Here is a 22,325-nt window from a genome sequence, read left to right as displayed (position 1 = left end):
TTCTTATGAAACGTAGTAATTAAAGAAAGAGGGATCTATATGTTAAAAAAATTGATCAATTCATTTTTAGGGAAAAAATCACATCACAGATACAGCAGCAGCGACCGCAGGAATAGACATTACGGAAATCCCGCTAAGTATGGCCACAAGCATTATAAGCGGAAATCTGGATCAAGCCGTTTTTCAAGATCCTACAGCAGTTAATGATTAACCTGTTATTAAAATATGGGGAAAGGCCGTTAAAATCAGGCATGACGATTAACAGCAAATACCTCATAAAAAAAGTGCTGGGTATGGGCAGCTATGGCATTACGTATCTTACCGAAGATATTCATTGCAGGAAGTCTGCTGTCGTAAAGCAGCTTAGAGCTTATAAAGCGCGTTCAAGTAAAGGGCTGCTCTCGTTCATGCGGGAAGCTGACATTCAGTCTAGCATGCGCAATTCTGCCTTTCCCGATTTTTACGAATCCTTTAAATGGGAAAAAAAACATTTTATTTCAATGGAGTATGTAGAAGCCGAGACATTCGAGGATTTAATATTTATTAAAAAAGAAGCTTATGGAGAGAAGGAATCCTTTCATATATTGTTGAAAGTATTAAGGGCTGTAAAGATTCTTCATGATAATGGAATTGTTCACAGGGATTTAAGAATACCGAACATTCTCATGAAAAATCAGTCCATTCATATTATTGATTTTGGATTAGCCAGAAGACTGAATGATTCTAATGAAGTATTCAAGTCTGAAACAAAATACTCCAAAGAAAAGATTCTTTTGAGAGAGGTTTCCTATCAAAGCGATTTTTTTGCTTTGGGACATTTCGTGCTTTTTTTATTGTATTCAGGCTATGTTCCTTCTTCGAGAAAGAGCAGAAGCTGGGAAGATGAACTTGAATTATCAGCGTTTGCTAAAGAAATTATAAAACGGATGCTCAAGCTTCTAAAGCCATATGATTCTATTGATGAGCTTATAGTGGAAGTATTGAAGTGTGCGGATGGGAGAGAACAAAATGTCATTTTTTAATAAAATTCTTTCAAGTGTAGGTATTGGTGCAGCTAAAGTGGATGCGCGGTTAGCTTCTGATAAAATTGTTTTGGGAGAAGAGCTGAAAGGAATTATTCACGTCCAAGGCGGAAACATCGAACAGCAGATCGATGAAATCTACCTTTCACTGCAAACAACTTATTTAAAAGAATCAGATGATAAGAAATATCATCAGACTGCAACCATTACAAAGGTGAAAATGAATGAACCATTTGTAATCATGGCAAATGAAATAAAAGAAATTCCATTTGCTTTTCCACTGCCTGCCGACACACCAATCACCCTTGGCTCATCAAAGGTTTGGCTGGAAACCGGGCTTGATATTAAAGGGGCAGTTGACCCGAGTGATAAAGACTTTTTAGAGGTGGCAGCCCCGCCGCTCGTGCAAACAATTTTCTCCGCACTAAGAGACCTTGGCTTTAACCTGAGAAAAGTAGAAAACGAGGCAGCTCCGTATCATTTGCGGAAAAGGCTTCCTTTTATTCAGGAATTTGAGTTCTATCCAACCGCAGGTCCGTTCCGCGGCAAGCTCGATGAACTGGAAGTCGTCATTTCAAATGTAAGCCATCACGGAGTAGAGCTGCTGCTCGAAGTAGATCGCCGGGCAAGGGGACTCGGGGGCTTTTTATCTGAAGCCCTCGAAATGGATGAATCCCTGGTAAAAGTTATGATCACTCAGCAAGAGCAGGCATCTATCAAAAGAACGCTTGAAGATGTCATACAGCGATATAGTTAATCAAGTGACAGCAGTGAAGAGTTTATCACTGCTGTTTTTTGATGTGAGATAACCAATTTAATAGGTGAGGTGAAACAAAATGAAGCAAAAATCACCAAAGCTCCCCCTAACTGACAAGGAGAGGGAACAGCTGAGAAAGGGCAAAATCAGACTCTCAGAGATAAAAGAGATGAAGGCAAACAAATTAGCAGCTTTAATTGAAGTTCCAAACGAACGGGCCCGGGAATTAATTGGGCTTGCTGTCTTTCAGTCTATTCCGTCGGTGGGCCCAAAGCTTGCCCATAATCTGGCTGTGGACCTTGGATTCTCTGCTTTAGAGGATGTAAAGAACAGGAGGGGAGAAGAGCTCGTTCATGAACTAGAGAAAAAGTACGGGGTATGGATGGATCCTTGCGTAGAAGACGTCATGAGATGTGTCGTCTATCATGCAAATCATCCAGGCAGCGATAAAAACTGGTGGGAATTTACCGAAGACCGCAAGAAATACCGTGAAATTTTCGGGTATCCTGATGATCGGCCGGTTAAGGCGTGGCACGAGTAAAGAGGCTATTTTAATCCTGTGTCAACAAGTGCTTCAACAGTAAAAAAATCTTCCAATTTAAGAGAACAGACAAAAAAAGAGCGGCATGGAACGTATAGTATAGAAAGACAATTTATTTCTGACTTATTAATTGAAATGATTTGTCATGAACATTACAAATTTTTAACGCACTACAATTTAAGGAGGATGCAGCCATGATCTACGAAATTGAAATCGGCACAGAAAAAGGAAAGTTATCTTTAATCACTCTCGGATTAGAGAAAGAAGACGTCATTAACAGTCTGCAGACAGACCGCTTTTTTATAGGCTACACACATACAGGCCTTACATTCGGTTTAAATGCCAATGAAATTGTGTCATTTGATATTCAAAAAAAAGAAACGGTTTCAAGCATGCTTGCAGCAGCTCTTACAGAGGAATTCGGCGGGGAAACAGCTGAAAAGTTTCCTTATTTGTCTACTGTATTATTAGAAACAGTTTAAACTTATAATAAACACCGCAGATTAATGTCGTACGGACTATATACATAAAGAGAATCGAAGCGAGCTCCGCGCTTCTTGTGAAAAGGGAAGGGTTGAAAGTGGTTATGAGTGAGAATCTTTGGACTAGAAAGTATACAGTACTGGATAAAACGCGGGAACAATTAATCAAGGACCTGGAAATTCAGGCAGCTTATTATCCTTTTATAGATGCTGCAAAACAGCGTATACAAGATACAGGGAAATATGGACCGGTGCATGATGCAGCAGACCGATTCCTTCAATATTTAGAGGAAGAATATATGTCTATAGAAAATGCAAGCAACTGAATAATCAAGCTGAAGGCGTTTCTATAAAGAAACGTCTTTTTACAAAAATAAGCTCAAAACAAAACGCTGTTTATGTATACAGAACATAAACAGCGTCTTATCTTGAATCCAACATATTCACTTTTTTGTTCTTTCCTTTCTTACTAATAACCATTCGCTGCTTTGAATCAATTGATTGCTTTCAATTAATGTCTTGCACGGATTCGATCAGTTTATTCTTTTGCTTTGATTTTCCCGCATGCCCACATGCTGCGAAAATAGGTTTCACGGGCTATTTTCATCTGCATCATGATCTTAGCATGCTTCGCTCACCGTCGTCATTGGAATCATCCCCTTAGTCAGATTCACGTTTCCCCGCATATCCACACACCTCAAAATCAGTTTTCACGGGCTGATTTTTTACTGGATGTGATTCTGATATGCTTCGCTTACCGTCGTCATTGGAATCACGCCTTCCTATGAGTGAGTAAATTCATCTTAACAAAATCTTTACAATAATTAAAGATTCAGAATAATCTGTTTTAAGGCAAATAAAGCGTTTACAACGTGTAAATCTCTCGTATTCTCTGTTTTTCTCAGTTTCTCATTGAATTGAATATATTTATTTTTTCTGCGGTGATTAAATATGCATTGCTAATATGAACAAGGGTTGATAAAATTAATTTAAAATTCAGAAAATATGGAGGTTTTCCATGCCAACAGAAGCTGAGGTACGACCTTTTACGGAAAGTGATATTGGAAAAACAGCTTTATCTGAAAGCTTTAAAATTGATCTTCGCACCTATACAGAGGAAGAAAAAGGCGAGCTTTTTGCAACAAATCTGGTTCGGGACTGGTCGATGCTGACGTGGAAGGATGTTGGAAAACCTTACGAAGTCAAAACATATGCAAAAGTTCGAAAGGACTGGGAAAAAGAAAATCAAAAGTCCATGCCTGTTCATACATCATGGCAGTATTTTAATAAATCCTTCCATGAATGGTTTGTTAAAGATGTCCCAGAAGAAATGAATGCATTTAATGAAGAACTGAAGAAAAATTTTGCTGCATTCCGTCCTGCTGTAGTTAAAGAAGTTCTCGGCAAATCAATGAAGCTCAGGCTTTGGAATTATATTCACCGCATTGAAGATGGCATCTGGGATCCGCGGGGGAAAAGAGCGCTGTTTGAGGGACTGCATGTTTCAAAGCCAAGAATTCTATTTTTAGGTGCTGCCGAAGGCTATGAAGCGATGCAGCTTGCTGCCATGTATCCAGGCGGTGAAATTGTCATGGTGGACTATGATGTTTTTTGCCGAGACGGCCGGTTTGCCGAATTTCCTGAGCATTATCCTTTTTTAGGTGAAAACCCTGTGACTGGTGCACCAAAAGTATGGTATAAGAACGATTTTAATATCACGTACCTTGTTGAAGATATTCGAAATCTTCCATTCGGAAAAGAATTTGACATCGTCATAAGCGTTGGCATGATTGAACATTTTCCTGATGAGCAAAAACCTGAGTCCATTGATTGGCACAGAAAGTTCTTAAAAGATGGGGGATATGCGATCTTAACTACACCGAGGGCTCAGTTGAAATCCAAATTATATTATCAGATCATGGCTGATGTTATGAATCATACCTACAGAGAATTAATGACGATTCAGCAAATGGGAATGTACATTTATGAAAACGGTTTCGATATTTTAAGGCATGGTTTTATTAAAGTTCATAACGGAATTATTGCCAGACCTCGTTAAAAAAGGAGAAAAATAAGTGGAATACTTAGAAAAGGCTGTGACATCAGCCTTTTTTTTAGCGACCATTTTAAAGATGCATCTGAGAAATATATTTATTCTGACAATAAGGCATGACCTTTTCTTTTACAGCATGTATCTATAAGATAAGAGATGAGTTGAAATATGCCTTAAGGTGTGATGCTTATTTTCTTTCTTTTTGCCGTAATAGGCCTTATGATTGGCATTTTATCCGGATTTTTCGGTGTCGGCGGCGGATTTATATTAACCCCTGTCTTGCTGCTGATGAATACAGAACCAATTACTGCGATAACAATCAGTTTATTATATACAATCGGAACATCGTTTTCGGGGATGATTGCTCATCTTAAATTGAAAAACCTGAGATGGAAAGAAGCTGTAATTATGGGTCTAAGCGGTGTGGCAGCAACTCAGGCAGCCAATCCTTTTGTCTATTACTTAAATAATAATGGATATGATAAAACCGTTATTCCCGTTACTTTTATTCTCCTTTTGAGTTATTTTGCCTGGAGCTTGCTGTTCAGAAAGAAAAAAAAGAGCATCGTGGTAAAACCAATTAAAAAATGGTCGATTGTCCTTTTAGTACTTACAGGAGCAATTGGTGGATTTATCTCAACTATGCTTGGTGTCGGCGGAGGATTTATCATCGTGCCGCTCTTAATTTCGTTATCCGGTTTTAATCCTAAAGACGCAATCGGGACAAGCCTTCTCAGTGTATTATTTATTGTCAGCAGTGGCTTTATCACTTATTTCATAAAATCTCCCATAGATTTATCGACAGGCGCTTTTTTGATAGCGGGAGGCCTTGCAGGTGCTCAGGCCGGAGCTTATATGACAGTCAATTACGAACATGCAGAGATGAAATTGCTTCTTGCCATGCTGTATTGTTTTACAGCTATGAGCGTAGGCATGAAATTGATTGGCTTTGAAGTTTTGGGCATGATTATTCTGTTTTTATTTTTAGGTTTACTTAATATGAAAATGGCAGTTTCTTTTATAACTCGCCGAAATAAAATCCGTTCCTATTGAGCGGATTTTTTATAAAAGCCAAACCAAGAACGTACGTATTTTCGCCTAAACTCCGAAATACGAACGTTCTTGGTTTTCTAGTCAAACCTTTTCCCCACCACAACCCCATCAACAGCTAGTCTTTTTACATTTTTATAATCATATTTATTGTGTATGCCCCATACATACAGAGTCAATTTTGCCCGTTTGGCCTGCTGATAAAAATAATAATTCAGGCACCGTTTGTGCAGTGTGATAAAATCAATCTTTGCTCCCAGCTCATTTAGCTGATGATAGGTAATATGAGAAGAGATAACAAGTCCTTTTTTGATTTGGGGCAGGAATGTATTCAGAAGCATGATGCTTTTAAGCTCAGTTGATTGGATGGAGAGCATAGAAAATTCATGAGGAGAGTAAGTGTCCAATATTTTATCTGTCAGGACTTTTTCGATGCCTGGATATATAGAGGGGCGTTTTAAATCAATGAGCAGATGATAGCGATCTTTAAATTTCATAAAAACTTCATCTAACGTAGGGATTTTTTCGCCTGCAAACGATTCGTCATACCATTCACCAACATCGAGAGTTTTTAGTTCCTTCAATGTTAGATCTGAAATTTTTTTGTCAAGGCCTGCGGTTCTTTTCAGGGTAATGTCGTGAATGACAACCAAATGTTTGTCCTTGCTCATTTGAACATCAAGCTCAATCATATTAAATCCTTCAAGGGCAGCATGATTAAACGAAGACATCGTATTTTCAGGAGCGATGGAGGAAAGTCCGCGGTGTGCAATAAAAAGCTCTTCATTAAAGGATGGCGGATCAGCCGCCAGAAAATAATGGGCAAGAAAGGTAAGCAAAAATACAATGACAACCAGATACTTCAGTTGAATCATCCTTTCTGACTGAATCAGAGTCTTATGTCCTATAATATGCCAATGATGGACAAAGCGTTTATGTGAATGTTTCTTCCTTAGTTTTGAAAAAATAAAAGGGTGACAATTTTTCAGAAGGAGGAACTAGTATGGCACACAAACATCAAAATAGTGCAGAACAGAAAGCGAAAAAACAGCCTGCAAAGCATCAGGAAGAGTTTTCAAGCGAGATTGCTCATAAAGCAAAACCGGCTCCTGGGCACAAAGAGCAAAAAAAACATAAAAAAATATAAAGATGGCAGGGGGGAGGAGGTTAAATGAAAAAAATAGCTCTTTTTCTTTTTCTTTTTATCTTTTTAGCTGTACTTTATCAAATGGAAGGCATACAGCAGATGGATAATGCAGTTGTAAAAGGTGCAGAGGATTTTCGGACTGAGCCTTTTAATTTCTTTTTTCTCACTGTCAGTGATATTGGGTCAATCAAAGTGGAATTCCCCATTATGATCTTCGCATCAATTGTTCTTTTGCTTTTTAGAAAGTTTTTGCCTGCCATATTTTTGTGGGGAACTTTCTATTCCATTCGCTTTATCAATAATGAGCTAAAGGATTTATTTCATAGGGAAAGACCGTCCTTTGATGCACTTATCGATGCAGCGCATTACAGTTTTCCAAGCGGACATGCAATGAATTCAACTGCTTTTTATGGATTTCTTTGTTATTTGGTGCTTTCGTTCACATCATCAAAGCAAAGAAGCAGAAAATGGTGGATCGGAATAACAGTTATTTTGATAGGCTTAATCGGCATGAGCAGAATCTATCTGGGCGTGCATTACTTAGTAGATGTTCTGGCCGGATTTTCAGCTGGTATGGTTTGGCTGCTCGTCATTATAAAAGGATACGAAATGATAAAATCGACAAAACTAGACTATCTTAGATGAAGGAAATTTGCCTTTTGCCCTCTAATACATAATGTATCGACTTTGAAGGGGGAATCGTAAAATGGGGTTAAGTCTTTTTGCGGTAAAAAAGAGGTGCCAGAATTACGACATCACCATCTTCCAAACACCTAAATATGGTGAAGAAAAAGGCTATGAACAAGTATACCGTCTGAATATAAAGGCTTCAGGACATAATGAAGCTCTTCATTATGTTTTTTGTATGTTTAACGTTTCTGACCGAGTGCCGGATGATTATGAGGCGAGGTTTATATCAACTGGAGATATTCTTTTAATTGACGAAGTAAAACGTGGACAAACATACTACAAACTGTTATCTGGCGGCTGGGCGAAGATTAACAGGGTTCATGTCAGATAAAGAAAGGCAGCGATCTGACATCGCTGCCTTTTCTTATTTTATAAGTTATGGCCAGGCCCATTTTTTCGTTTAGCTGAAGTTTCTTCTTTGCCGTGAGCATTTTCTTCAGCTTCAATTGCTTCGGGCGGGATGTGGTTATTCTTTTTTTGCCCATTGATGCGATTGCGGTGTTTTTTGCCCAAAATTAACCCCTCCTTGTCCTCTATATTTTTTACATTCAGATCGATTTTCACTACAGTTAATAATTTTCATGTATAAGATGCAGGTTATATCGGAAAATGTAGAAGGAGAAAAGATTTTTGAATGCTGATTATGGTATATTGAAAAAGCACCTTTTTATACATATAACTGGAGGAATGAACGATGAGTGTTCACATTGGAGCAAAACCGAACGAAATTGCAGAATCCATTCTATTGCCTGGAGATCCGCTTAGAGCTAAATATATAGCAGAAACGTTTTTAGAAGATGCAGTATGCTATAACGAAGTACGCGGGATGCTTGGATTTACCGGAACTTATAAAGGCCATCGCATCTCTGTACAGGGTACAGGCATGGGTGTTCCATCAATTGCGATCTATGTAAATGAGCTTATGCAAAGCTATAATGTTCAAAAATTAATCCGTGTTGGAACGTGCGGTGCCATTCAGCAGGACGTTAAAGTAAGAGACGTAATTCTGGCGATGAGTGCGTCAACCGATTCACAAATGAACAGAATGACATTCGGCGGTGTAGATTACGCGCCAACTGCTGATTTTGAATTGCTGAAGTACGCATATGATGCGGGAACTGAAAAAGGATTAAAACTGAAAGTCGGAAACGTCTTTACTGCAGATATGTTCTACAATGACAACTCTGAGCTTGAGAAATGGGCAAAATACGGTGTCCTTGCAATTGAAATGGAATCAGCAGCACTCTATACGCTTGCAGCTAAATTCGGACGTCAGGCATTATCCGTTCTGACAGTAAGCGATCACATTTTAACTGGCGAAGAAACAACATCTGAAGAACGTCAAACGACGTTTAATGAAATGATGGAAATTGCATTAGAGGCAGCAATTAAATAAAAAAGAGAAAACGCATGAAAATTTTTTCGTGCGTTTTCTCTTTTTTTCGACAAGATCTGGCACAATTGACAGATATAGTTTTTCTCATTTTAGGCAATAGTGATAAAATGAAAGCATGAAAGACATAAAGGCAGGTAGGGTGAACAAATTTTGAACTTAAAAAAAGCAACAGTAATGACTATGATTCCCATGACGTTTTTACTTTCGGCATGCACCGGAATGCAGCTGTCAAAGGATCTTAATCCATTTAAAGAAGGCCAATCTGAAACTCAGCAGGAAAAACAGAGTCCTGCGGAAGAAAAGCCAAAAGAAGATACCGCTCTTTTCCAATTAGAGGAGCAATTTTTCAACAAGATTCAAGAAGTCAATGGAAAGCCGACAATTACAAATCCCGAGAATCGAATGGTGCTCGTGAATAAGGAATATTCACTTCCTTCTGCATATGAGCCAGCTGACCTTGTTGCTCCAAAGGTGGCGTTTTCATTTGGAGATACAGATGTACCGCAGCGTTACATTCGTAAAGAAGCAGCCATTGCCCTTGAAAAAATGTTTGCACAGGCAACAAAAGAAGGGATTGAGCTATTTGCCGTTTCCGGATACAGGTCGTATGAACGTCAAACCGGCATTTTAAATGTTGAGAAAGCACGTAAAGGCGATGAAGTGGCACTTGAAACAGTTGCTCTTCCTGGTCAAAGCGAGCATCAGACCGGCCTGGCTATGGATATTACAAGCAGAAGTGCCGATATGGATATAACCGAGAAATTCGGAGATACTCCAGAAGGAAAATGGGTTAAGGAAAATGCTCATAAATTCGGCTTTATTATCCGCTATCAAAAAGGAAAAGAAGATATTACACAGTTTGCATATGAGCCTTGGCATTTGCGCTATGTAGGAGTAAATGAAGCAGCGGAAATCTATGAAAACGATCTGACACTTGAAGAATTTTTTGATAAAGCGAAGAAAATGTAATGCGTCATCCTGATCTTGATCTGTTGAAACATGACCTGGATGTCATCTTCATCGGGTTTAATCCGAGTTTGTATTCAGCTGAAGTCATGCATCATTATGCAAGTAAAAGCAATCGTTTTTGGAGAATTCTTTCTCAAGCAGGAATAACGGACAGGCTTTATTCACCAAATGAAGATTTCAAGCTTCTTGAAAAAGGATTTGGTTTTACGAATATCGTCGACAGGCCAACGAAGTCTGCTGCGGAAATAACAGCTGAAGAATATCGTGAAGGCAAAAAAGTGCTTTTGAATAAGCTGACGTTCTATCAGCCGAAAATAGCCTGCTTCGTCGGGAAAGGTGTTTATTTATCCTATAGCGGAAAACAGAAAGCAGATTGGGGTCTGCAGCCCGATTCAGTAGCTTCAGGAGTTATGGAATTCACTGCCCCTTCTTCAAGCGGACTGGTGAGAATGAAGCAGGATGAAATTGTTGCCATCTATAAAGGTTTAGCTAATTTGATCAAAGAAAAGCAGTCTTTCATTTAATAGTGAAAAGACTGCTTTTTATGTTCATTCATTTACCTACCAGAACAGCAAACCGCCTAAAATCACGCCAGTTACAAACGCTAAGCCGATTCCATAAGGATAACCATAGCCATAGCCGCCGTAGCCGCCGTAAAATCCCATGCCGAAACCGCCGCGCCCGCGTCCTCCTAAAGGCTGTATATAGACCTTTTGCCGAGTTACATTTGTAATTCTGCCAACATGCTGATTTCCAAATCGGTCACTGATGCGGACAACTTTACCATGGTACTGACAGCAAAGGTTATAATAATTTTGCGACAAATTTTTTTCCTCCCTTCAACCTGCTTCTTCATAATCTATGAAAAATAAGGGAGAAGGGTTTGTACGAATACCCCGATACTCTTTATTTCACACATCTGAAAATGCGGAATTGAACAGCGAGATGATAGGCTTCACGGAGTTTTTCGTGCTCAGCAAGCATGTCAAAATAAACGGGCTCAAGATTATCTGACATATCAAACTCTGTTGTCGGTTCATCTTCTTCGATAATAAAGTCTTCTTCTGTGCGGACTTCAATTTTCTGAAAGCCTGCTGATTTTATTGCGGACTTCCACTCCTCTTCGTTAAATAGATGGTGAAACCCGTAAAATGACTGAATTTTTTCCTTTAGTTTGAGGTCAGGCTGATCTGTACCCGTCACTTCAATCGCAAGCAGAACACCGTTATCTTTCATTACCCGGTACAGTTCTCTCAATGACTGAACAGAATCTGTAAAGCTCAAAACAGACTCACAAAAAATGAAATCAAATTGTTTATCTTTGAATGGAAGGTTTTCGACTGATCCTTGTACAAGGCATTTATCCTCTTTTAATCTGTTTTTAGCTTTTATAAGCATAATGGGGTCAATATCTAAACCTGTCACATTGTAATTAAGCGATTTTAGAAATTGTAAGGTTTGGCCGGTTCCGCAGCCAGCGTCAAGAATGGATGCTGATTCAGGAATTATTTCAAGTTCGATGATCTCCTTTGTCAGCATAAAGCCGCCTGGATGGGCGCCGCCAACTCCAAGTTGTGCAAGTAAATCAAGATAGCCAGGCATTTACATGAACTCCTTTCAAACTAAATTATGCGGATTTCCATCTTCCTGTGAAGTTGAATCTCCAATTTGTCCGAAAATCATTAAATGAAATTGAATTTTAATACACCGAGAATGGTTTCAGTTATATAGTAAATACTGTTTGAAGGACCTGGGATTCGCTGTGTTTTTAGTTGACGTTTTTGTTTTCGTTACTCATAATGATTACATAATGAGGGTGGTGTTAATTTGTTTAAAAATAACAATGTGAAATTTCTGTTTGCAATCCTTTTAACTGCCATCATTAGCGCAGGTATTACGTTTGCGGTCGTTCAGAAAGACAGCGGCCTGAGTCAGGCGCAGGGGAAAAGCGATGACCCCTTTGAAAAGCTTTATTCTACATACGACACGCTTAAAGGCGAATTTTATCAGGATACAAATCAGGAAAAACTTGTAGACGGTGCAATTAAAGGAATGCTTCAATCTTTGGATGATCCGTATTCAACTTATATGGATCAGGAGGAAGCAAAGGGCTTCAATGAGAATATTTCATCATCTTTTGAAGGAATCGGGGCTGAGGTTCAAGAGTCTGACGGGAAAATTATGATTGTTTCTCCTATTAAAGGTTCACCTGCTGAAAAGGCCGGACTTAAGCCAAAAGACAAAATTCTGAAAGTCGATGACAAAAGCGTTGAAGGAATGACAGTCAACGAAGCGGTTATGCTGATCCGCGGGGAAAAAGGTTCAAAGGTTCAGCTCGTTATAGAACGTGACGGTGTCGGAGAGCTCGATTTTAATCTGACAAGGGATACCATACCTTTAGAAACTGTTTATACTGAGGTTGAAAACGGAATTGGCAAGGTTCAGATTACAAAGTTTTCAGAAACGACCGGCAAAGAACTTGCTGATGCTTTAAATAAGCTGAATGATCAGGAAGTGAAGGGGCTTGTACTAGATTTAAGACAAAATCCTGGCGGTCTGCTTGATCAGGCGATTGCAATGAGTGATATTTTCGTCCCTAAAGGAAAAACCATCATGCAAATCGAAAACAAAGATGGCTCAAAAGAAGTTCAAAAATCTCAAAATGATTCTGCCGTGAATGTTCCAGTTGTCGTTGTTGTAGATAATGGAACAGCAAGTGCTGCAGAAATTATGGCCGGTGCTTTGAATCAATCTGCCGGTATTCCGATTGTCGGAGAAAAAACGTTTGGGAAAGGGACGATCCAAACAGCCAAAAGCTTTGAAGACGGATCCTCGATTAAATACACGATCGCGAAATGGCTGACGCCTGACGGATCATGGATTCATAAAAAAGGAATCGAACCGCAGCATAAAGCTTCTCTGCCGGCATACGCAAATCTTCCATACTTAAATCCAGATAAAGAATTAAAGCAGGGAGATTCATCTGCTGAAGTGAAAGTAGCTCAGCAAATGCTTAAGGCATTAGGCTATAAAAATGTAAAAACTGATGGATTTTATGAAGAAACAACAAAAAATGCTGTTACACAATTTCAAGCAAAGTACAGCCTGAAATCTACTGGAACGATCAGTGGAGAAACAACGATTAAAATGCTTGAAACGCTGCAGGCACAGCTGAAGGAAAATGATACTCAGATGGAAGAAGCTATCAAAGTATTGAATGAACAAATGCAGTGAAAAAAATGATTTAAAAGCGCAGACTTTATTGTCTGCGCTTTTTTCCATAATAAGGAGTTTCTTCTTTAATCGGAAGGGTATAGTAATAATGATAAAGCAACAGCTTATGAGTTGACTTTCAAATTGGGACAACTTATAATTAATTTGAATTCGAGATATATGGATTGAAGATAGTTGTTCTCGAAAATTATCGTACATTACACGAGGAGAGATCGGAAATGTCAAATGTAAAATTAGCTGTCATTTACTACAGTTCTACAGGTACAAACCACAAGCTTGCGGCTTGGGCTGAAGCTGGAGCAAAAGAAGCTGGCGCTGAGGTAAAAGTGCTTAAAGTTCCTGAGCTTGCACCGCAAACAGCGATTGATTCTAATCCTGCATGGAAAGCGCACCTTGAAGCGACAAAAGATGTTCCTGAAGTTACATTAAATGACCTGGAATGGGCAGATGCCATCATTTTCAGTGTCCCGACTCGATTTGGTAATGTTCCTGCACAAATGAAGCAATTTCTTGATACAACCGGCGGACTCTGGTTTCAAGGAAAGCTTGCCAATAAAGTAGTCAGTGCCATGGCTTCTGCAAGCAATCCCCACGGAGGCCAGGAAGCAACAATCTTGAGCTTATACACAACGATGTATCACTGGGGAGCAATTGTTGCCGCACCTGGATATACCGACCAGTCTTTATTTGAAGCAGGAGGAAATCCGTACGGTACCTCTGTTACAGCAGATCAGGACGGTAATTTAAAAGAAAATGTTGAAGCAGCCGTGAAGCATCAGGCTAAACGAACTGTTACTGTTGCAGAATCCATTAAAAAAGGCATGCAATAACCCGAAAAAAGGTTAATGAAAATAAAAAAAGGGTTTGGCTTACATGCCAAACCTTTTGATTTCAAAATAGGAGCGAATAATCATGAAACACATTTTTGAAAAAGGCAAGAACCGCAATCGAACATTACTGCTGCTGCATGGAACTGGAGGGGATGAAAATGATCTCATTCCGCTCGCTAAACATATTGATGCAGATGCCAATATTTTAAGTGTAAGAGGAAACGTTCTCGAACATGGAATGCCCCGCTTTTTCAAAAGATTGGCAGAGGGCGTATTTGATGAAGAGGACCTGATTTTCCGAACAGGTGAATTAAATGACTTTTTAACAGAAGCTGCTGAAAAGTATTCTTTTGACCGTTCAGAACTTGTTGCAGTCGGCTATTCGAATGGTGCCAATATTGCAGGAAGCTTGCTTTTCCATTATGAAAACTCTTTGAAGGCGGCTATTCTTCATCATCCAATGGTACCGAGAAGAAATATTGAAATCCCATCACTAAGCGGAACACCGATTTTCATTGGTGCAGGCATGAATGACCCCATCTGCCTGCCTCAAGAAACGCGTGATCTCGCAGACATCCTGAAAGCAGCCAATGGGGAAGTAGTCATCCACTGGGAAAACCATGGTCATCAGCTGACTTCATCTGAGGTAGAGGCTGCAGCTGCTTGGTATGATTTAAATTTAAGATAAGTTATGCATCAAAAAGGAGTGCCGGGTCGGCACTCCTTTTTGATGAACTTGTTTATGCAGTTCCGTATCGCGGTGTCTGGCTCCATCGCCAGAACAGATCCGCCATAAGAGTCAAACCCGGACATTAAAGTCTGACGGGCACAACCCTGGAATTGGATACTCAATGATTGCGTATGATTCCTCTAAACAGGCACAATCCTGGATTTGGATACTCAAAGAGAGCGAATGATTCCTCTAAACAGGCACAATCCTGGAATTGGATACTCAAGAGAGCATATGATTCCTCTTAACAGGCACAATCATGGAATTGGATACTCAAAGAGAGTGTATGATTCCTCTAAACAGGCACAATCCCGGAATTGGATACTCAAAGAGAGCGAATGATTCCTCTAAACAGACACAATCCTGGAATTGAATACTCATAGAGAGTGTATAATTCCTCTAAACAGGGACAATCCTGAAATTGGATACTCATAGAGAGTGTATGATTCCTCTTAACAGGGACAATCCTGGATTTGGATACTCAAAGAGAGCGAATGATTCCTCTAAACAGACACAATCCTGGAATTGAATACTCATAGAGAGTGTATAATTCCTCTAAACAGGGACAATCCTGAAATTGGATACTCATAGAGAGTGTATGATTCCTCTTAACAGGCACAACCCTGGATTTGGATACTCAATGATTGCGTATGATTCCTCTAAACAGGCACAATCCTGGATTTGGATACTCAAAGAGAGTGTATGATTCCTCTAAACAGGCACAATCCTGGAATTGGATACTCAAAGAGAGCGAATGATTCCTCTAAACAGGCACAATCCTGGAATTGGATACTCAAAGAGAGTGTATGATTCCTCTAAACAGGCACAATCCCGGATTTGGATACTCAAAGAGAGCGAATGATTCCTTTTTACAGGCACAATCCTGGATTTGGATACTCAAAGAGAACGAATGATTCCTCTTAACTAATAGCAGGCGCTTTTGCGGTACAAAAGGGAAGTTGGTCTCTTCGATCACTTTTCAATTTACCAAACGTTAATTTCCCTCCAAAGGTTTTAATAAAACAAAAACCGGCAAAGATTTTCCTTTGCCGGTCTGCTAATTATAAAAATGTGCTCAATTCTTCGATGCTGATGCGTGAGCTTTGGTGTGCCGGTTTAGCTGCTTTTCCGATAGAAATAAGCATAACTGGTACATAGCGATCTTCAATTTTAAATGTTTCAGACAGCTGCTGAGCATTGAAACCGCCTATTGCGCATGTATCAAAACCTTTAGCTTTTGCAGTAAGCATAAGCTGCATAGCTGCAAGTGAGGCATTACTGAAAGCTGCATCGCGGGCGTAAATCGGATTTTGATAAGCGCCATTGATTTGGCCTGCAAGTGTTTCTTTAATTTCTTCTTTCATAAAACCTGCTTCTACAAGAGGATTATAAACTTGATCTGTATTCTTATTTGCTTCAAGATCCCCCAAAATGGCAACAACTGCAGAGGCTTCAGTAATTTGGCTTTGGTTATAAGCAATAGGAAGAAGTCTTTCTTTAGACTCATTACTATGGAAAACCATGAAATTCCAGTGCTGAAGGTTCCATGCAGATGGGGCCTTTCCAGTAATCTCAAGAATTTCTCTGAGTTCATCTTTGCTGATTTTTGCAGATGGGTCATATTTGCGCACAGAGCTGCGTTCAGACATAATAGACAAGATACTTTCTGATGTAGCTGTTGACATGTGTAAAACCTCCATTGTTGAATATCGTTTACAAATAAGTTATAATATACAAAAAGTTACAGGCTAACTTTTCGTAAGTTAGATTGATTTTTTTATCATAAAATGATTAAGATTATATGTCAAGAAAAAAGACGGTAAAGGAGATTCAGGATGGAATCAAATTTATGTCCCAAAATGGAAAAAGCATTCGGATTTTTAGGGAAAAGATGGACAGGTTTGATCATCAATGTCATGTTAGACGGACCTAAGCGATTTAAGGATTTAACAGATACCATTCCTAGTATTAGCCAAAAAATGCTTGTCGAACGATTGAAAGAATTGGAATCGGCGGGTATTGTACAGCGGGTTGTCATTCCTGAAACACCAGTAAAGGTCACATATCAGCTCACAGAAATGGGCCGTTCTTTAGAAAAAGTAATGAAAGAAGTGAAAGAATGGGCGGATCGTTATTGCTTTGAGGAGGATAAAAAAGAATGAACCGAACTGTCATCATCACAGGCGGTGCCAACGGGATAGGAGAAGAACTGGTCAAGCAGTATGCGGCTATAGGCGATAAGGTTATTTTTGCAGATATCGATGTGAAAAAGGGAAAAAGCATTGAAAGCAATTATGAAAATTCTCATTTCGTTGAAACGGATGTAAGAAATGTTCAAGACATTAAACAGTTCATTCAAGAAGCAGAACGTACAACCGGCAGGATCGATATTTTAATTAATAACGCGGGAGTGTCCAGATTTAAATCCCCATTTGAGCTTACATTGGAGGATTGGGACGATGTTATTAACACGAATTTAAGAAGCACGTTCTTTTGTTCAAAAGAGGCAGCGAAGGTGATGAGAAAGAATTCTGCCGGCGGTTTTATTGTAAATATCGCTTCTACACGGGCATCGATGTCAGAGCCGGGATCAGAGGCTTATGCCGCTACAAAAGGCGGAATTGTTGCACTGACCCATGCGCTTGCCGCTTCCTTTAGTGAAGAGCGGATCAAAGTGAACAGCATTTCACCTGGTTGGATTGAAACAAAGGATTATGAGAACCTGAGACAGGTCGATCATGATCAGCATCTATCAAAACGTGTAGGCACTCCTGCTGATATTGCCAAAGCCTGTTTTTATTTAACAGATCCTGAAAACGATTTTGTAACAGGGTCAAATATTGTCGTAGATGGCGGGATGACAAGAAAAATGATATATGAACATTAAAGACTGCCTGCCCATAGGCAGTCTTTTTTTGTAAAAATTTTATCATTCGTATTTAAAAAGAGGAGGATATGCGATAAGTATAATTAGATATTATAGATAGTCTCTAAGTACTCACTAATTGCTGTCGTTATCCTCCTTGCAGGCCAGGTTTTTACATAACGGAATTGAAGATTTGACAGATGCATCAATCTCGGTGGTCATTATGTGCGCAAAGTTTATCGCTGCCGGTATTAAAAATCGGGAAATCAGGGGGGAAAAAGAAAATGAATGTGAATAAAGGGATTCATTTTCGATGGTGAGCGAAATACTCTAACTTTGATTTATGACTATATACTGCATGTTAACAATCATGATTATTTATGTCATGACCTGGAGGGGGATGGCGGCCTGCCGCTTGAATGGGGAAAGCGGTTTAAGGTCTCTAGTAAGAATACGCTTCTAGTTTCTCCTGAATTTTCCCAAAAAAGGAATCATCATTCAAGCGTTTGCATGGTATTTTCTGTTTCTGATATCTTCAAAATTTCGTTTGAATTCATATATCCGGGGTAAAGAACGAATAAATAACCTTGAAAGGAATGAGTTGAAATGCCTTGGACAAAACAAGATTACCCAAATTCAATGAAAAACCTTCCTGATGAAACCCGTGAAAAAGCAATTGAGATCGGAAATGCCTTGCTAGATGATGGATATGAAGAGGGGCGGGCCATTCCGATTGCCGTTTCACAGGCAGAAAAATGGGCAGACAATGACACGGTTAAAGATGAATATCTCTTGTTGTCAGATGAAGACGGATGGATGCTGAGAAAAGAGGGAAATAAACGTGCAAGTTATCGATTTGAGACAAAACAGGAGGCACTTGAAAAGGGAAGAGAGCTTGTGAAGAAAAATAATTGCACGCTTGTTGTCCATTTGAAAGACGGCTCAGTTGAAAGCAAAATAAATGAATAGAGGAATGCTTTTTCACTAAATTCATTTTTCTCAAGATATTCGCCCACTCCAAAACTTTTTAGGTGAATACCCTTATAAGGTAAGTGATTTATGGAGGAGGGGAATGCATGTACCCGCACTATGCAGCACGAGGCTACCGCAGCGCAGGAAATAGAGGACCTTTCTTTTTCGGATTTGGAGCTCCGTTTGTAGGAGGTTTATTGGGAGGATTTCTTGGAAGTGCCCTTTTTAACTATCCAAGACCTTATTATTATCCGCCGCCACCGCCGGCTCCATTTTATGGAGGCTACTCAGGACCTGGAGCAGGCGGTTATCCTGGTTATCCGGGAGGACCATATCAAGTAGGACCATATCAAGGAGGTCCGTATTAAAAAGAACAATATAAAAAGCATAATAGAAATGGACCAGAGCAGGCTCTCTGGTCCATTGTTTTGTAATAAATCTATTATTTGGATAGATAAATTTATAAATAGATGAATGATGGAAACAGGTAGATTAAATACAAATCGGTTTATAAATTACAGATTTCAGCACATAAGATGCCAAAATTCCACACAGTCTGTTAATTTTGAGTGATTTCAATCTCGGATATTTGCAGGTCCTCATTCTTATGAAATTTTATTTCAAGAATTCCATTCCTGTAAGATGCTTTTGTACCTTTACGCTTAACTAGGGAAGGAAGGACGAGTTTTTTCTGTTCACCCATTGAAGGGAAGTTCAAAATGAAAAGCTGATTGCTGCTGTGCTGTATTCGAAGATTTTCAAGCTGTTCTTCTGAAGTCTGCACTTTGACGAAGATGTGGTCGTTCGTTTCAAACAGCTCTGTACTGCCCTGATTTGCAGGAGTATGTTTGGTGTGATCCGCCATATTTCCTGCCATATTGCCCTGAAAAGGAAACTGCTGGGGAAAGCCCTCGCCGAAAACATTTCCCATGACATTTTGAATATAGTCTTCAACATTTTTAGGGTTCATATTTTTAAAATGATCAGACATTTGTCCGGATTGATTAAATGGAAAGTTTTTTTTCCAGGGAAACATGATTTTCACGCCCTTTTTTGCATTTATAATTCACTATATGTATAAGGGTGGGTCTTGGTTAAGTTTTTTTTCTTGTAGAAAACCTTGTATCGGGATTATAATGAGCATGGAGTTTTGAAAAGGAAGGTGCTGTAAAATGGAGCAAAGAAATCCAGATATATATCGCACAGGCCTGATGCACACAGCATTAGCCTATTTTTTATGGGGTATCCTTCCGGTTTATTGGAAGCTGATCGATCAAGTCGGGGCTGAAGAAATCCTGGCACACCGAGTGTTTTGGTCATTCCTTTTTATGATGAGCCTGATACAAATTAATAAACAGTGGGACCAGCTGCTGGAAGTTTGCAAAAGAATGCTGAAAAAACCTCTGCTCCTGGTTTCACTAATCCTGTCATCGGTTCTGATCAGCATTAACTGGTTCCTTTACATATGGGCTGTAAATAATGATCATATCCTGGAAACGAGCTTAGGGTATTATATTAATCCTTTAATCAGCGTTCTCCTTGGTATGGTGTTTTTAAAAGAACGGCTCAATAAATGGCAATATGCTTCATTTATCCTTGCTGCGGCGGGTGTTCTTTTCATGACGATGCAATATGGCAGGTTTCCATTTGTAGCGATCATTCTTGCAATGAGCTTTGGTTTTTACGGTTTAACCAAAAAAGTAACCAAATTAAATGCTTCAATTGGGCTTACACTGGAGACAATGATGGTCATGCCTGTTGCCCTGATTTATTTAGCAGTGATTGCAAATAAGGGAGAGTCAGCATTTTTTGAATGGAGTTTAGGAACGAATGCATTCTTAATCGGAGCGGGAATCGTAACGGCGGTTCCATTGCTGCTGTTTGCAAAAGGAGCACAGCATATTCCGTTATTTATGGTTGGAATTCTGCAATATATCGCACCAACCATCACCCTCTTACTTGGAGTTTTAATTTATAATGAATCGTTTACTAGTACAGAAATCATTACGTTTTCCTTAATTTGGAGTGCACTTGTGCTCTTCTCCTTTTCACACGTAAGAGGAATGAAGGAAAATGCATGGAAGCTGAAAAAAAAGAAAACGATGGAAATGTAAAACAGCCTGCCTTGTGTAAGGCTTTTTTCTTTCATTGAAATGATTTTTCAGTATACAATAAGAGAGTCAGGAAAGGGATGATGACAGGAGATGACGGAGAACCGCAAGCTTTTAGAGGTATACCGGAAGCTTTGGTCAAATCGGCAGCTTGAGGTCAGTGGTGATGACATGCAGACACTTCTCGGCGCCATTAAAATTGATCTGCAGGATGAAATGACGCATCCTCGCCTGCGGAAAAATACAGAGCAGAAGTTTTTTTCAGCAGTCAAACGGATTTCAATGTCCACACTCGGCAATCAGGAAAAGATGTCCTTGATTGACCTGCATATAAAAGTGTATGAAGAAATCAAACAATCTACATAAAAGGAGCAGGAAGATGGTCCCCATTACGAAAGATGATATTCAGAAACATTTAGACGTTCTGGTGAATAAGGAAGTTTATGTTCACCTGGAAACGACGACAGGCGCTTATTCTGCCCACATGAATGAAAATAATATGACAGTTGTGGCTTTTATCAGAAATGCAAAAGTTTCCTTTAACCAGGCAAAAATCACCGGACAGGGTCCTTACCGTGTCGGACTCAAAATAGATCACGGGTGGATTTATGCAGAAGGCCTTACAGACTGGGTGTACAATGAAAAGAATCAGCTGCTGATGGCAGGGCATGACCGCGAAGGAAAGCTTGCCATTGCGCTTCAAATCAGCGAGACTCCGTTTGCTGAGTAGAAAGGGAGAATGAAAATGAGAGAGCATGTATTAGTTGTTCTGCCTCACCCGGATGACGAGTCATTTGGAGTTGGGGGTTTAATGTCATTAAAACGTAAAGAAGGAATTCCTGTTACCTATGCTTGCGCAACACTTGGCCAGATGGGAAGAAACATGGGAAATCCTTTGTTTGCCAATCGGGAGATCCTGCCCGAAATCCGTAAAAAAGAACTAAGAGATGCATGTGATGCCCTTGATGTTCAGGATTTAAGAATGCTTGGTCTGCGTGACAAAACACTTGAATTTGAAGACATCGACCGTTTTGCAGATATTATTGAAGAAATCATTCAAGAAGTGAAGCCTACCCTTGTTGTCACGTTTTACCCTGGACATGGCGTTCATCCTGATCATGATGCTACCGGTGCTGCAACCATTCGCGCAATAAGCAGAATGCCGTCTGAAGACCGCCCTGAGACTTACTGTGTTGCCATCACAAGAAACCGGGAAGAGGTGCTTGGCGAGCACGATGTCACAATTGATATCTCAAGCGTAGCCGAAATGAAATTAAATGCATTGCGCGCTCATCGCAGCCAGACAGAAGGAATGCTTAAGCAAATGGAAGAAAAGTTCAAAAACAAAGACCCAGAAGTCATGCATTGGGTGGAGCAGGAGATTTTCTGGACTTATAATTGGAATGACTGATCAACGAGAAGCTGTTGCGATCATAAAAAACGAGTGAGAAGTCACTCGTTTTTTTATGCCGGAA

The 22,325-nt window shown here is 39.6% G+C and carries 31 protein-coding genes; 25 read left to right on the top strand and 6 right to left on the bottom strand.

From position 1 onward, the window contains the following. Positions 1-39: 39 nt before the first annotated feature. From QLQ22_RS14315 to QLQ22_RS14280, 8 genes are all read left to right on the top strand, one after another. Positions 40-204 carry a hypothetical protein gene (locus QLQ22_RS14315; RefSeq protein ID WP_223435597.1) on the top strand — a complete coding sequence of 55 codons (165 nt, stop codon included), beginning with the start codon at positions 40-42 and terminating at the stop codon, positions 202-204. Next, positions 204-1,022 carry a serine/threonine protein kinase gene (locus tag QLQ22_RS14310; RefSeq protein WP_223435595.1) on the top strand — a complete coding sequence of 273 codons (819 nt, stop codon included), beginning with the start codon at positions 204-206 and terminating at the stop codon, positions 1,020-1,022. Before QLQ22_RS14315 ends, QLQ22_RS14310 begins: the two co-directional genes overlap by 1 nt. After that, positions 1,009-1,779, top strand: coding sequence for a sporulation protein (locus QLQ22_RS14305; protein ID WP_223435594.1), 771 nt, complete (start codon positions 1,009-1,011; stop codon positions 1,777-1,779). The genes QLQ22_RS14310 and QLQ22_RS14305 overlap by 14 nt, the downstream gene beginning before the upstream one ends. 79 nt (positions 1,780-1,858) lie before the next feature. Continuing rightward, on the top strand, positions 1,859-2,320 hold the full coding sequence (locus QLQ22_RS14300; RefSeq protein ID WP_223435593.1) for a helix-hairpin-helix domain-containing protein: 462 nt from the start codon (positions 1,859-1,861) through the stop codon (positions 2,318-2,320). Between the two features lie 194 nt (positions 2,321-2,514). Further along, the gene (locus tag QLQ22_RS14295) at positions 2,515-2,802 is read left to right on the top strand and encodes a hypothetical protein (protein ID WP_284015019.1); all 288 of its coding nucleotides are present in this window, start codon (positions 2,515-2,517) and stop codon (positions 2,800-2,802) included. Positions 2,803-2,906: 104 nt separating this feature from the next. Further along, positions 2,907-3,128: a hypothetical protein gene (locus tag QLQ22_RS14290; protein WP_223435590.1), complete on the top strand. Its 222-nt coding sequence runs from the start codon at positions 2,907-2,909 to the stop codon at positions 3,126-3,128. A gap of 692 nt (positions 3,129-3,820) precedes the next feature. Next, entirely contained in the window at positions 3,821-4,861 is a 1,041-nt protein-coding gene (locus QLQ22_RS14285; protein ID WP_284015018.1) for a class I SAM-dependent methyltransferase, read from the top strand. Between the two features lie 177 nt (positions 4,862-5,038). After that, a complete protein-coding gene (locus tag QLQ22_RS14280) occupies positions 5,039-5,908 on the top strand; it encodes a sulfite exporter TauE/SafE family protein (protein ID WP_223435587.1) in 870 nt (289 codons plus the stop codon). 77 nt (positions 5,909-5,985) lie between these two features. Here the strand turns inward: QLQ22_RS14280 and QLQ22_RS14275 are convergent, their stop codons facing one another. Continuing rightward, positions 5,986-6,780, bottom strand: a complete 795-nt coding sequence (locus QLQ22_RS14275) for a glycerophosphodiester phosphodiesterase (protein WP_223435586.1) — start codon at positions 6,778-6,780, stop codon at positions 5,986-5,988. Positions 6,781-6,908: 128 nt separating this feature from the next. Between QLQ22_RS14275 and QLQ22_RS14270 the strand changes: the two genes are divergently transcribed. The 3 genes from QLQ22_RS14270 (at position 6,909) to QLQ22_RS14260 (ending at position 8,073) form a co-directional block, all read left to right on the top strand. Continuing rightward, positions 6,909-7,052, top strand: coding sequence for a hypothetical protein (locus QLQ22_RS14270; protein ID WP_223435585.1), 144 nt, complete (start codon positions 6,909-6,911; stop codon positions 7,050-7,052). Between the two features lie 24 nt (positions 7,053-7,076). Further along, complete coding sequence (locus tag QLQ22_RS14265) at positions 7,077-7,697, top strand: phosphatase PAP2 family protein (protein WP_252207007.1); 621 nt, start codon at positions 7,077-7,079, stop codon at positions 7,695-7,697. A 61-nt stretch (positions 7,698-7,758) separates the two neighbouring features. After that, positions 7,759-8,073 (top strand): hypothetical protein, encoded by a 315-nt coding sequence (locus QLQ22_RS14260; protein WP_223435582.1) that lies wholly within the window; start codon positions 7,759-7,761, stop codon positions 8,071-8,073. A 38-nt stretch (positions 8,074-8,111) separates the two neighbouring features. Here the strand turns inward: QLQ22_RS14260 and QLQ22_RS14255 are convergent, their stop codons facing one another. Further along, the gene (locus QLQ22_RS14255) at positions 8,112-8,255 is read right to left on the bottom strand and encodes a hypothetical protein (RefSeq protein WP_165970898.1); all 144 of its coding nucleotides are present in this window, start codon (positions 8,253-8,255) and stop codon (positions 8,112-8,114) included. Between the two features lie 181 nt (positions 8,256-8,436). Between QLQ22_RS14255 and deoD the strand changes: the two genes are divergently transcribed. The 3 genes from deoD to QLQ22_RS14240 all read left to right on the top strand — a co-directional run bounded on the left by deoD (position 8,437) and on the right by QLQ22_RS14240 (position 10,631). Continuing rightward, entirely contained in the window at positions 8,437-9,138 is a 702-nt protein-coding gene (gene deoD, locus QLQ22_RS14250) for a purine-nucleoside phosphorylase (protein ID WP_284015017.1), read from the top strand. Between the two features lie 180 nt (positions 9,139-9,318). After that, positions 9,319-10,107 (top strand): M15 family metallopeptidase, encoded by a 789-nt coding sequence (locus QLQ22_RS14245; protein WP_420828868.1) that lies wholly within the window; start codon positions 9,319-9,321, stop codon positions 10,105-10,107. After that, entirely contained in the window at positions 10,107-10,631 is a 525-nt protein-coding gene (locus tag QLQ22_RS14240; RefSeq protein ID WP_223435580.1) for a mismatch-specific DNA-glycosylase, read from the top strand. The genes QLQ22_RS14245 and QLQ22_RS14240 overlap by 1 nt, the downstream gene beginning before the upstream one ends. A gap of 36 nt (positions 10,632-10,667) precedes the next feature. Here QLQ22_RS14240 and QLQ22_RS14235 read toward each other — a convergent pair whose 3' ends face one another. Continuing rightward, positions 10,668-10,931, bottom strand: coding sequence for a hypothetical protein (locus QLQ22_RS14235; RefSeq protein WP_223435578.1), 264 nt, complete (start codon positions 10,929-10,931; stop codon positions 10,668-10,670). A gap of 82 nt (positions 10,932-11,013) precedes the next feature. Further along, positions 11,014-11,709, bottom strand: a complete 696-nt coding sequence (locus QLQ22_RS14230) for a class I SAM-dependent methyltransferase (RefSeq protein WP_223435576.1) — start codon at positions 11,707-11,709, stop codon at positions 11,014-11,016. Between the two features lie 225 nt (positions 11,710-11,934). Between QLQ22_RS14230 and QLQ22_RS14225 the strand changes: the two genes are divergently transcribed. The 3 genes from QLQ22_RS14225 (at position 11,935) to QLQ22_RS14215 (ending at position 14,859) form a co-directional block, all read left to right on the top strand. Further along, positions 11,935-13,341, top strand: a complete 1,407-nt coding sequence (locus tag QLQ22_RS14225) for a S41 family peptidase (protein ID WP_284015016.1) — start codon at positions 11,935-11,937, stop codon at positions 13,339-13,341. 218 nt (positions 13,342-13,559) lie between these two features. Then, entirely contained in the window at positions 13,560-14,171 is a 612-nt protein-coding gene (gene wrbA, locus QLQ22_RS14220) for an NAD(P)H:quinone oxidoreductase (protein WP_223435572.1), read from the top strand. 82 nt (positions 14,172-14,253) lie between these two features. Then, on the top strand, positions 14,254-14,859 hold the full coding sequence (locus QLQ22_RS14215; protein ID WP_223435571.1) for an alpha/beta hydrolase: 606 nt from the start codon (positions 14,254-14,256) through the stop codon (positions 14,857-14,859). A gap of 1,103 nt (positions 14,860-15,962) precedes the next feature. On the opposite strand, the gene QLQ22_RS14210 is transcribed toward QLQ22_RS14215, so the two are convergent. After that, positions 15,963-16,586, bottom strand: a complete 624-nt coding sequence (locus QLQ22_RS14210) for a nitroreductase family protein (protein WP_284015015.1) — start codon at positions 16,584-16,586, stop codon at positions 15,963-15,965. A gap of 150 nt (positions 16,587-16,736) precedes the next feature. Between QLQ22_RS14210 and QLQ22_RS14205 the strand changes: the two genes are divergently transcribed. From QLQ22_RS14205 to QLQ22_RS14190, 4 genes are all read left to right on the top strand, one after another. Further along, positions 16,737-17,063: a winged helix-turn-helix transcriptional regulator gene (locus tag QLQ22_RS14205; protein ID WP_223435568.1), complete on the top strand. Its 327-nt coding sequence runs from the start codon at positions 16,737-16,739 to the stop codon at positions 17,061-17,063. Then, the gene (locus QLQ22_RS14200; protein ID WP_223435567.1) at positions 17,060-17,788 is read left to right on the top strand and encodes an SDR family NAD(P)-dependent oxidoreductase; all 729 of its coding nucleotides are present in this window, start codon (positions 17,060-17,062) and stop codon (positions 17,786-17,788) included. The genes QLQ22_RS14205 and QLQ22_RS14200 overlap by 4 nt, the downstream gene beginning before the upstream one ends. A gap of 585 nt (positions 17,789-18,373) precedes the next feature. Further along, a complete protein-coding gene (locus QLQ22_RS14195; RefSeq protein WP_223435566.1) occupies positions 18,374-18,736 on the top strand; it encodes a DUF2188 domain-containing protein in 363 nt (120 codons plus the stop codon). Positions 18,737-18,843: 107 nt separating this feature from the next. After that, on the top strand, positions 18,844-19,107 hold the full coding sequence (locus QLQ22_RS14190) for a hypothetical protein (RefSeq protein ID WP_223435565.1): 264 nt from the start codon (positions 18,844-18,846) through the stop codon (positions 19,105-19,107). A 191-nt stretch (positions 19,108-19,298) separates the two neighbouring features. Here QLQ22_RS14190 and QLQ22_RS14185 read toward each other — a convergent pair whose 3' ends face one another. After that, positions 19,299-19,775, bottom strand: coding sequence for an Hsp20/alpha crystallin family protein (locus tag QLQ22_RS14185; RefSeq protein ID WP_223435563.1), 477 nt, complete (start codon positions 19,773-19,775; stop codon positions 19,299-19,301). Between the two features lie 136 nt (positions 19,776-19,911). Between QLQ22_RS14185 and rarD the strand changes: the two genes are divergently transcribed. The 4 genes from rarD (at position 19,912) to bshB2 (ending at position 22,261) form a co-directional block, all read left to right on the top strand. After that, positions 19,912-20,853: an EamA family transporter RarD gene (rarD, locus tag QLQ22_RS14180; RefSeq protein WP_223435562.1), complete on the top strand. Its 942-nt coding sequence runs from the start codon at positions 19,912-19,914 to the stop codon at positions 20,851-20,853. A 90-nt stretch (positions 20,854-20,943) separates the two neighbouring features. Next, the gene (locus tag QLQ22_RS14175) at positions 20,944-21,216 is read left to right on the top strand and encodes a hypothetical protein (protein WP_223435561.1); all 273 of its coding nucleotides are present in this window, start codon (positions 20,944-20,946) and stop codon (positions 21,214-21,216) included. 13 nt (positions 21,217-21,229) lie between these two features. Then, positions 21,230-21,580 (top strand): YojF family protein, encoded by a 351-nt coding sequence (locus tag QLQ22_RS14170; RefSeq protein WP_223435560.1) that lies wholly within the window; start codon positions 21,230-21,232, stop codon positions 21,578-21,580. A 15-nt stretch (positions 21,581-21,595) separates the two neighbouring features. Further along, complete coding sequence (gene bshB2, locus QLQ22_RS14165) at positions 21,596-22,261, top strand: bacillithiol biosynthesis deacetylase BshB2 (RefSeq protein WP_284015014.1); 666 nt, start codon at positions 21,596-21,598, stop codon at positions 22,259-22,261. The last annotated feature ends 64 nt before the right edge of the window (positions 22,262-22,325 follow it).

The sequence above is a fragment of the Metabacillus hrfriensis genome (assembly GCF_030127205.1).
In the GTDB taxonomy this organism is placed as follows: Bacteria; Bacillota; Bacilli; order Bacillales; family Bacillaceae; genus Bacillus_P; species Bacillus_P dongyingensis.
Note: the sequence above shows the minus strand (reverse complement) of the source record. Positions and strands in the feature narration are given on the sequence as shown.

What these genes read in the sequence shown, in the direction of transcription:
- QLQ22_RS14315 (WP_223435597.1), top strand. Translation starts at nt 40, where the DNA reads ATGTTAAAAAAATTGATCAATTCATTTTTAGGGAAAAAATCACATCAC.
- QLQ22_RS14310 (WP_223435595.1), top strand. Translation starts at nt 204, where the DNA reads ATGATTAACCTGTTATTAAAATATGGGGAAAGGCCGTTAAAATCAGGC.
- QLQ22_RS14305 (WP_223435594.1), top strand. Translation starts at nt 1,009, where the DNA reads ATGTCATTTTTTAATAAAATTCTTTCAAGTGTAGGTATTGGTGCAGCT.
- QLQ22_RS14300 (WP_223435593.1), top strand. Translation starts at nt 1,859, where the DNA reads ATGAAGCAAAAATCACCAAAGCTCCCCCTAACTGACAAGGAGAGGGAA.
- QLQ22_RS14295 (WP_284015019.1), top strand. Translation starts at nt 2,515, where the DNA reads ATGATCTACGAAATTGAAATCGGCACAGAAAAAGGAAAGTTATCTTTA.
- QLQ22_RS14290 (WP_223435590.1), top strand. Translation starts at nt 2,907, where the DNA reads ATGAGTGAGAATCTTTGGACTAGAAAGTATACAGTACTGGATAAAACG.
- QLQ22_RS14285 (WP_284015018.1), top strand. Translation starts at nt 3,821, where the DNA reads ATGCCAACAGAAGCTGAGGTACGACCTTTTACGGAAAGTGATATTGGA.
- QLQ22_RS14280 (WP_223435587.1), top strand. Translation starts at nt 5,039, where the DNA reads ATGCTTATTTTCTTTCTTTTTGCCGTAATAGGCCTTATGATTGGCATT.
- QLQ22_RS14275 (WP_223435586.1), bottom strand. Translation starts at nt 6,780, where the DNA reads ATGATTCAACTGAAGTATCTGGTTGTCATTGTATTTTTGCTTACCTTT.
- QLQ22_RS14270 (WP_223435585.1), top strand. Translation starts at nt 6,909, where the DNA reads ATGGCACACAAACATCAAAATAGTGCAGAACAGAAAGCGAAAAAACAG.
- QLQ22_RS14265 (WP_252207007.1), top strand. Translation starts at nt 7,077, where the DNA reads ATGAAAAAAATAGCTCTTTTTCTTTTTCTTTTTATCTTTTTAGCTGTA.
- QLQ22_RS14260 (WP_223435582.1), top strand. Translation starts at nt 7,759, where the DNA reads ATGGGGTTAAGTCTTTTTGCGGTAAAAAAGAGGTGCCAGAATTACGAC.
- deoD (WP_284015017.1), top strand. Translation starts at nt 8,437, where the DNA reads ATGAGTGTTCACATTGGAGCAAAACCGAACGAAATTGCAGAATCCATT.
- QLQ22_RS14245 (WP_420828868.1), top strand. Translation starts at nt 9,319, where the DNA reads ATGATTCCCATGACGTTTTTACTTTCGGCATGCACCGGAATGCAGCTG.
- QLQ22_RS14240 (WP_223435580.1), top strand. Translation starts at nt 10,107, where the DNA reads ATGCGTCATCCTGATCTTGATCTGTTGAAACATGACCTGGATGTCATC.
- QLQ22_RS14230 (WP_223435576.1), bottom strand. Translation starts at nt 11,709, where the DNA reads ATGCCTGGCTATCTTGATTTACTTGCACAACTTGGAGTTGGCGGCGCC.
- wrbA (WP_223435572.1), top strand. Translation starts at nt 13,560, where the DNA reads ATGTCAAATGTAAAATTAGCTGTCATTTACTACAGTTCTACAGGTACA.
- QLQ22_RS14215 (WP_223435571.1), top strand. Translation starts at nt 14,254, where the DNA reads ATGAAACACATTTTTGAAAAAGGCAAGAACCGCAATCGAACATTACTG.
- QLQ22_RS14210 (WP_284015015.1), bottom strand. Translation starts at nt 16,586, where the DNA reads ATGTCAACAGCTACATCAGAAAGTATCTTGTCTATTATGTCTGAACGC.
- QLQ22_RS14205 (WP_223435568.1), top strand. Translation starts at nt 16,737, where the DNA reads ATGGAATCAAATTTATGTCCCAAAATGGAAAAAGCATTCGGATTTTTA.
- QLQ22_RS14200 (WP_223435567.1), top strand. Translation starts at nt 17,060, where the DNA reads ATGAACCGAACTGTCATCATCACAGGCGGTGCCAACGGGATAGGAGAA.
- QLQ22_RS14195 (WP_223435566.1), top strand. Translation starts at nt 18,374, where the DNA reads ATGCCTTGGACAAAACAAGATTACCCAAATTCAATGAAAAACCTTCCT.
- QLQ22_RS14190 (WP_223435565.1), top strand. Translation starts at nt 18,844, where the DNA reads ATGTACCCGCACTATGCAGCACGAGGCTACCGCAGCGCAGGAAATAGA.
- QLQ22_RS14185 (WP_223435563.1), bottom strand. Translation starts at nt 19,775, where the DNA reads ATGTTTCCCTGGAAAAAAAACTTTCCATTTAATCAATCCGGACAAATG.
- rarD (WP_223435562.1), top strand. Translation starts at nt 19,912, where the DNA reads ATGGAGCAAAGAAATCCAGATATATATCGCACAGGCCTGATGCACACA.
- QLQ22_RS14175 (WP_223435561.1), top strand. Translation starts at nt 20,944, where the DNA reads ATGACGGAGAACCGCAAGCTTTTAGAGGTATACCGGAAGCTTTGGTCA.
- QLQ22_RS14170 (WP_223435560.1), top strand. Translation starts at nt 21,230, where the DNA reads ATGGTCCCCATTACGAAAGATGATATTCAGAAACATTTAGACGTTCTG.
- bshB2 (WP_284015014.1), top strand. Translation starts at nt 21,596, where the DNA reads ATGAGAGAGCATGTATTAGTTGTTCTGCCTCACCCGGATGACGAGTCA.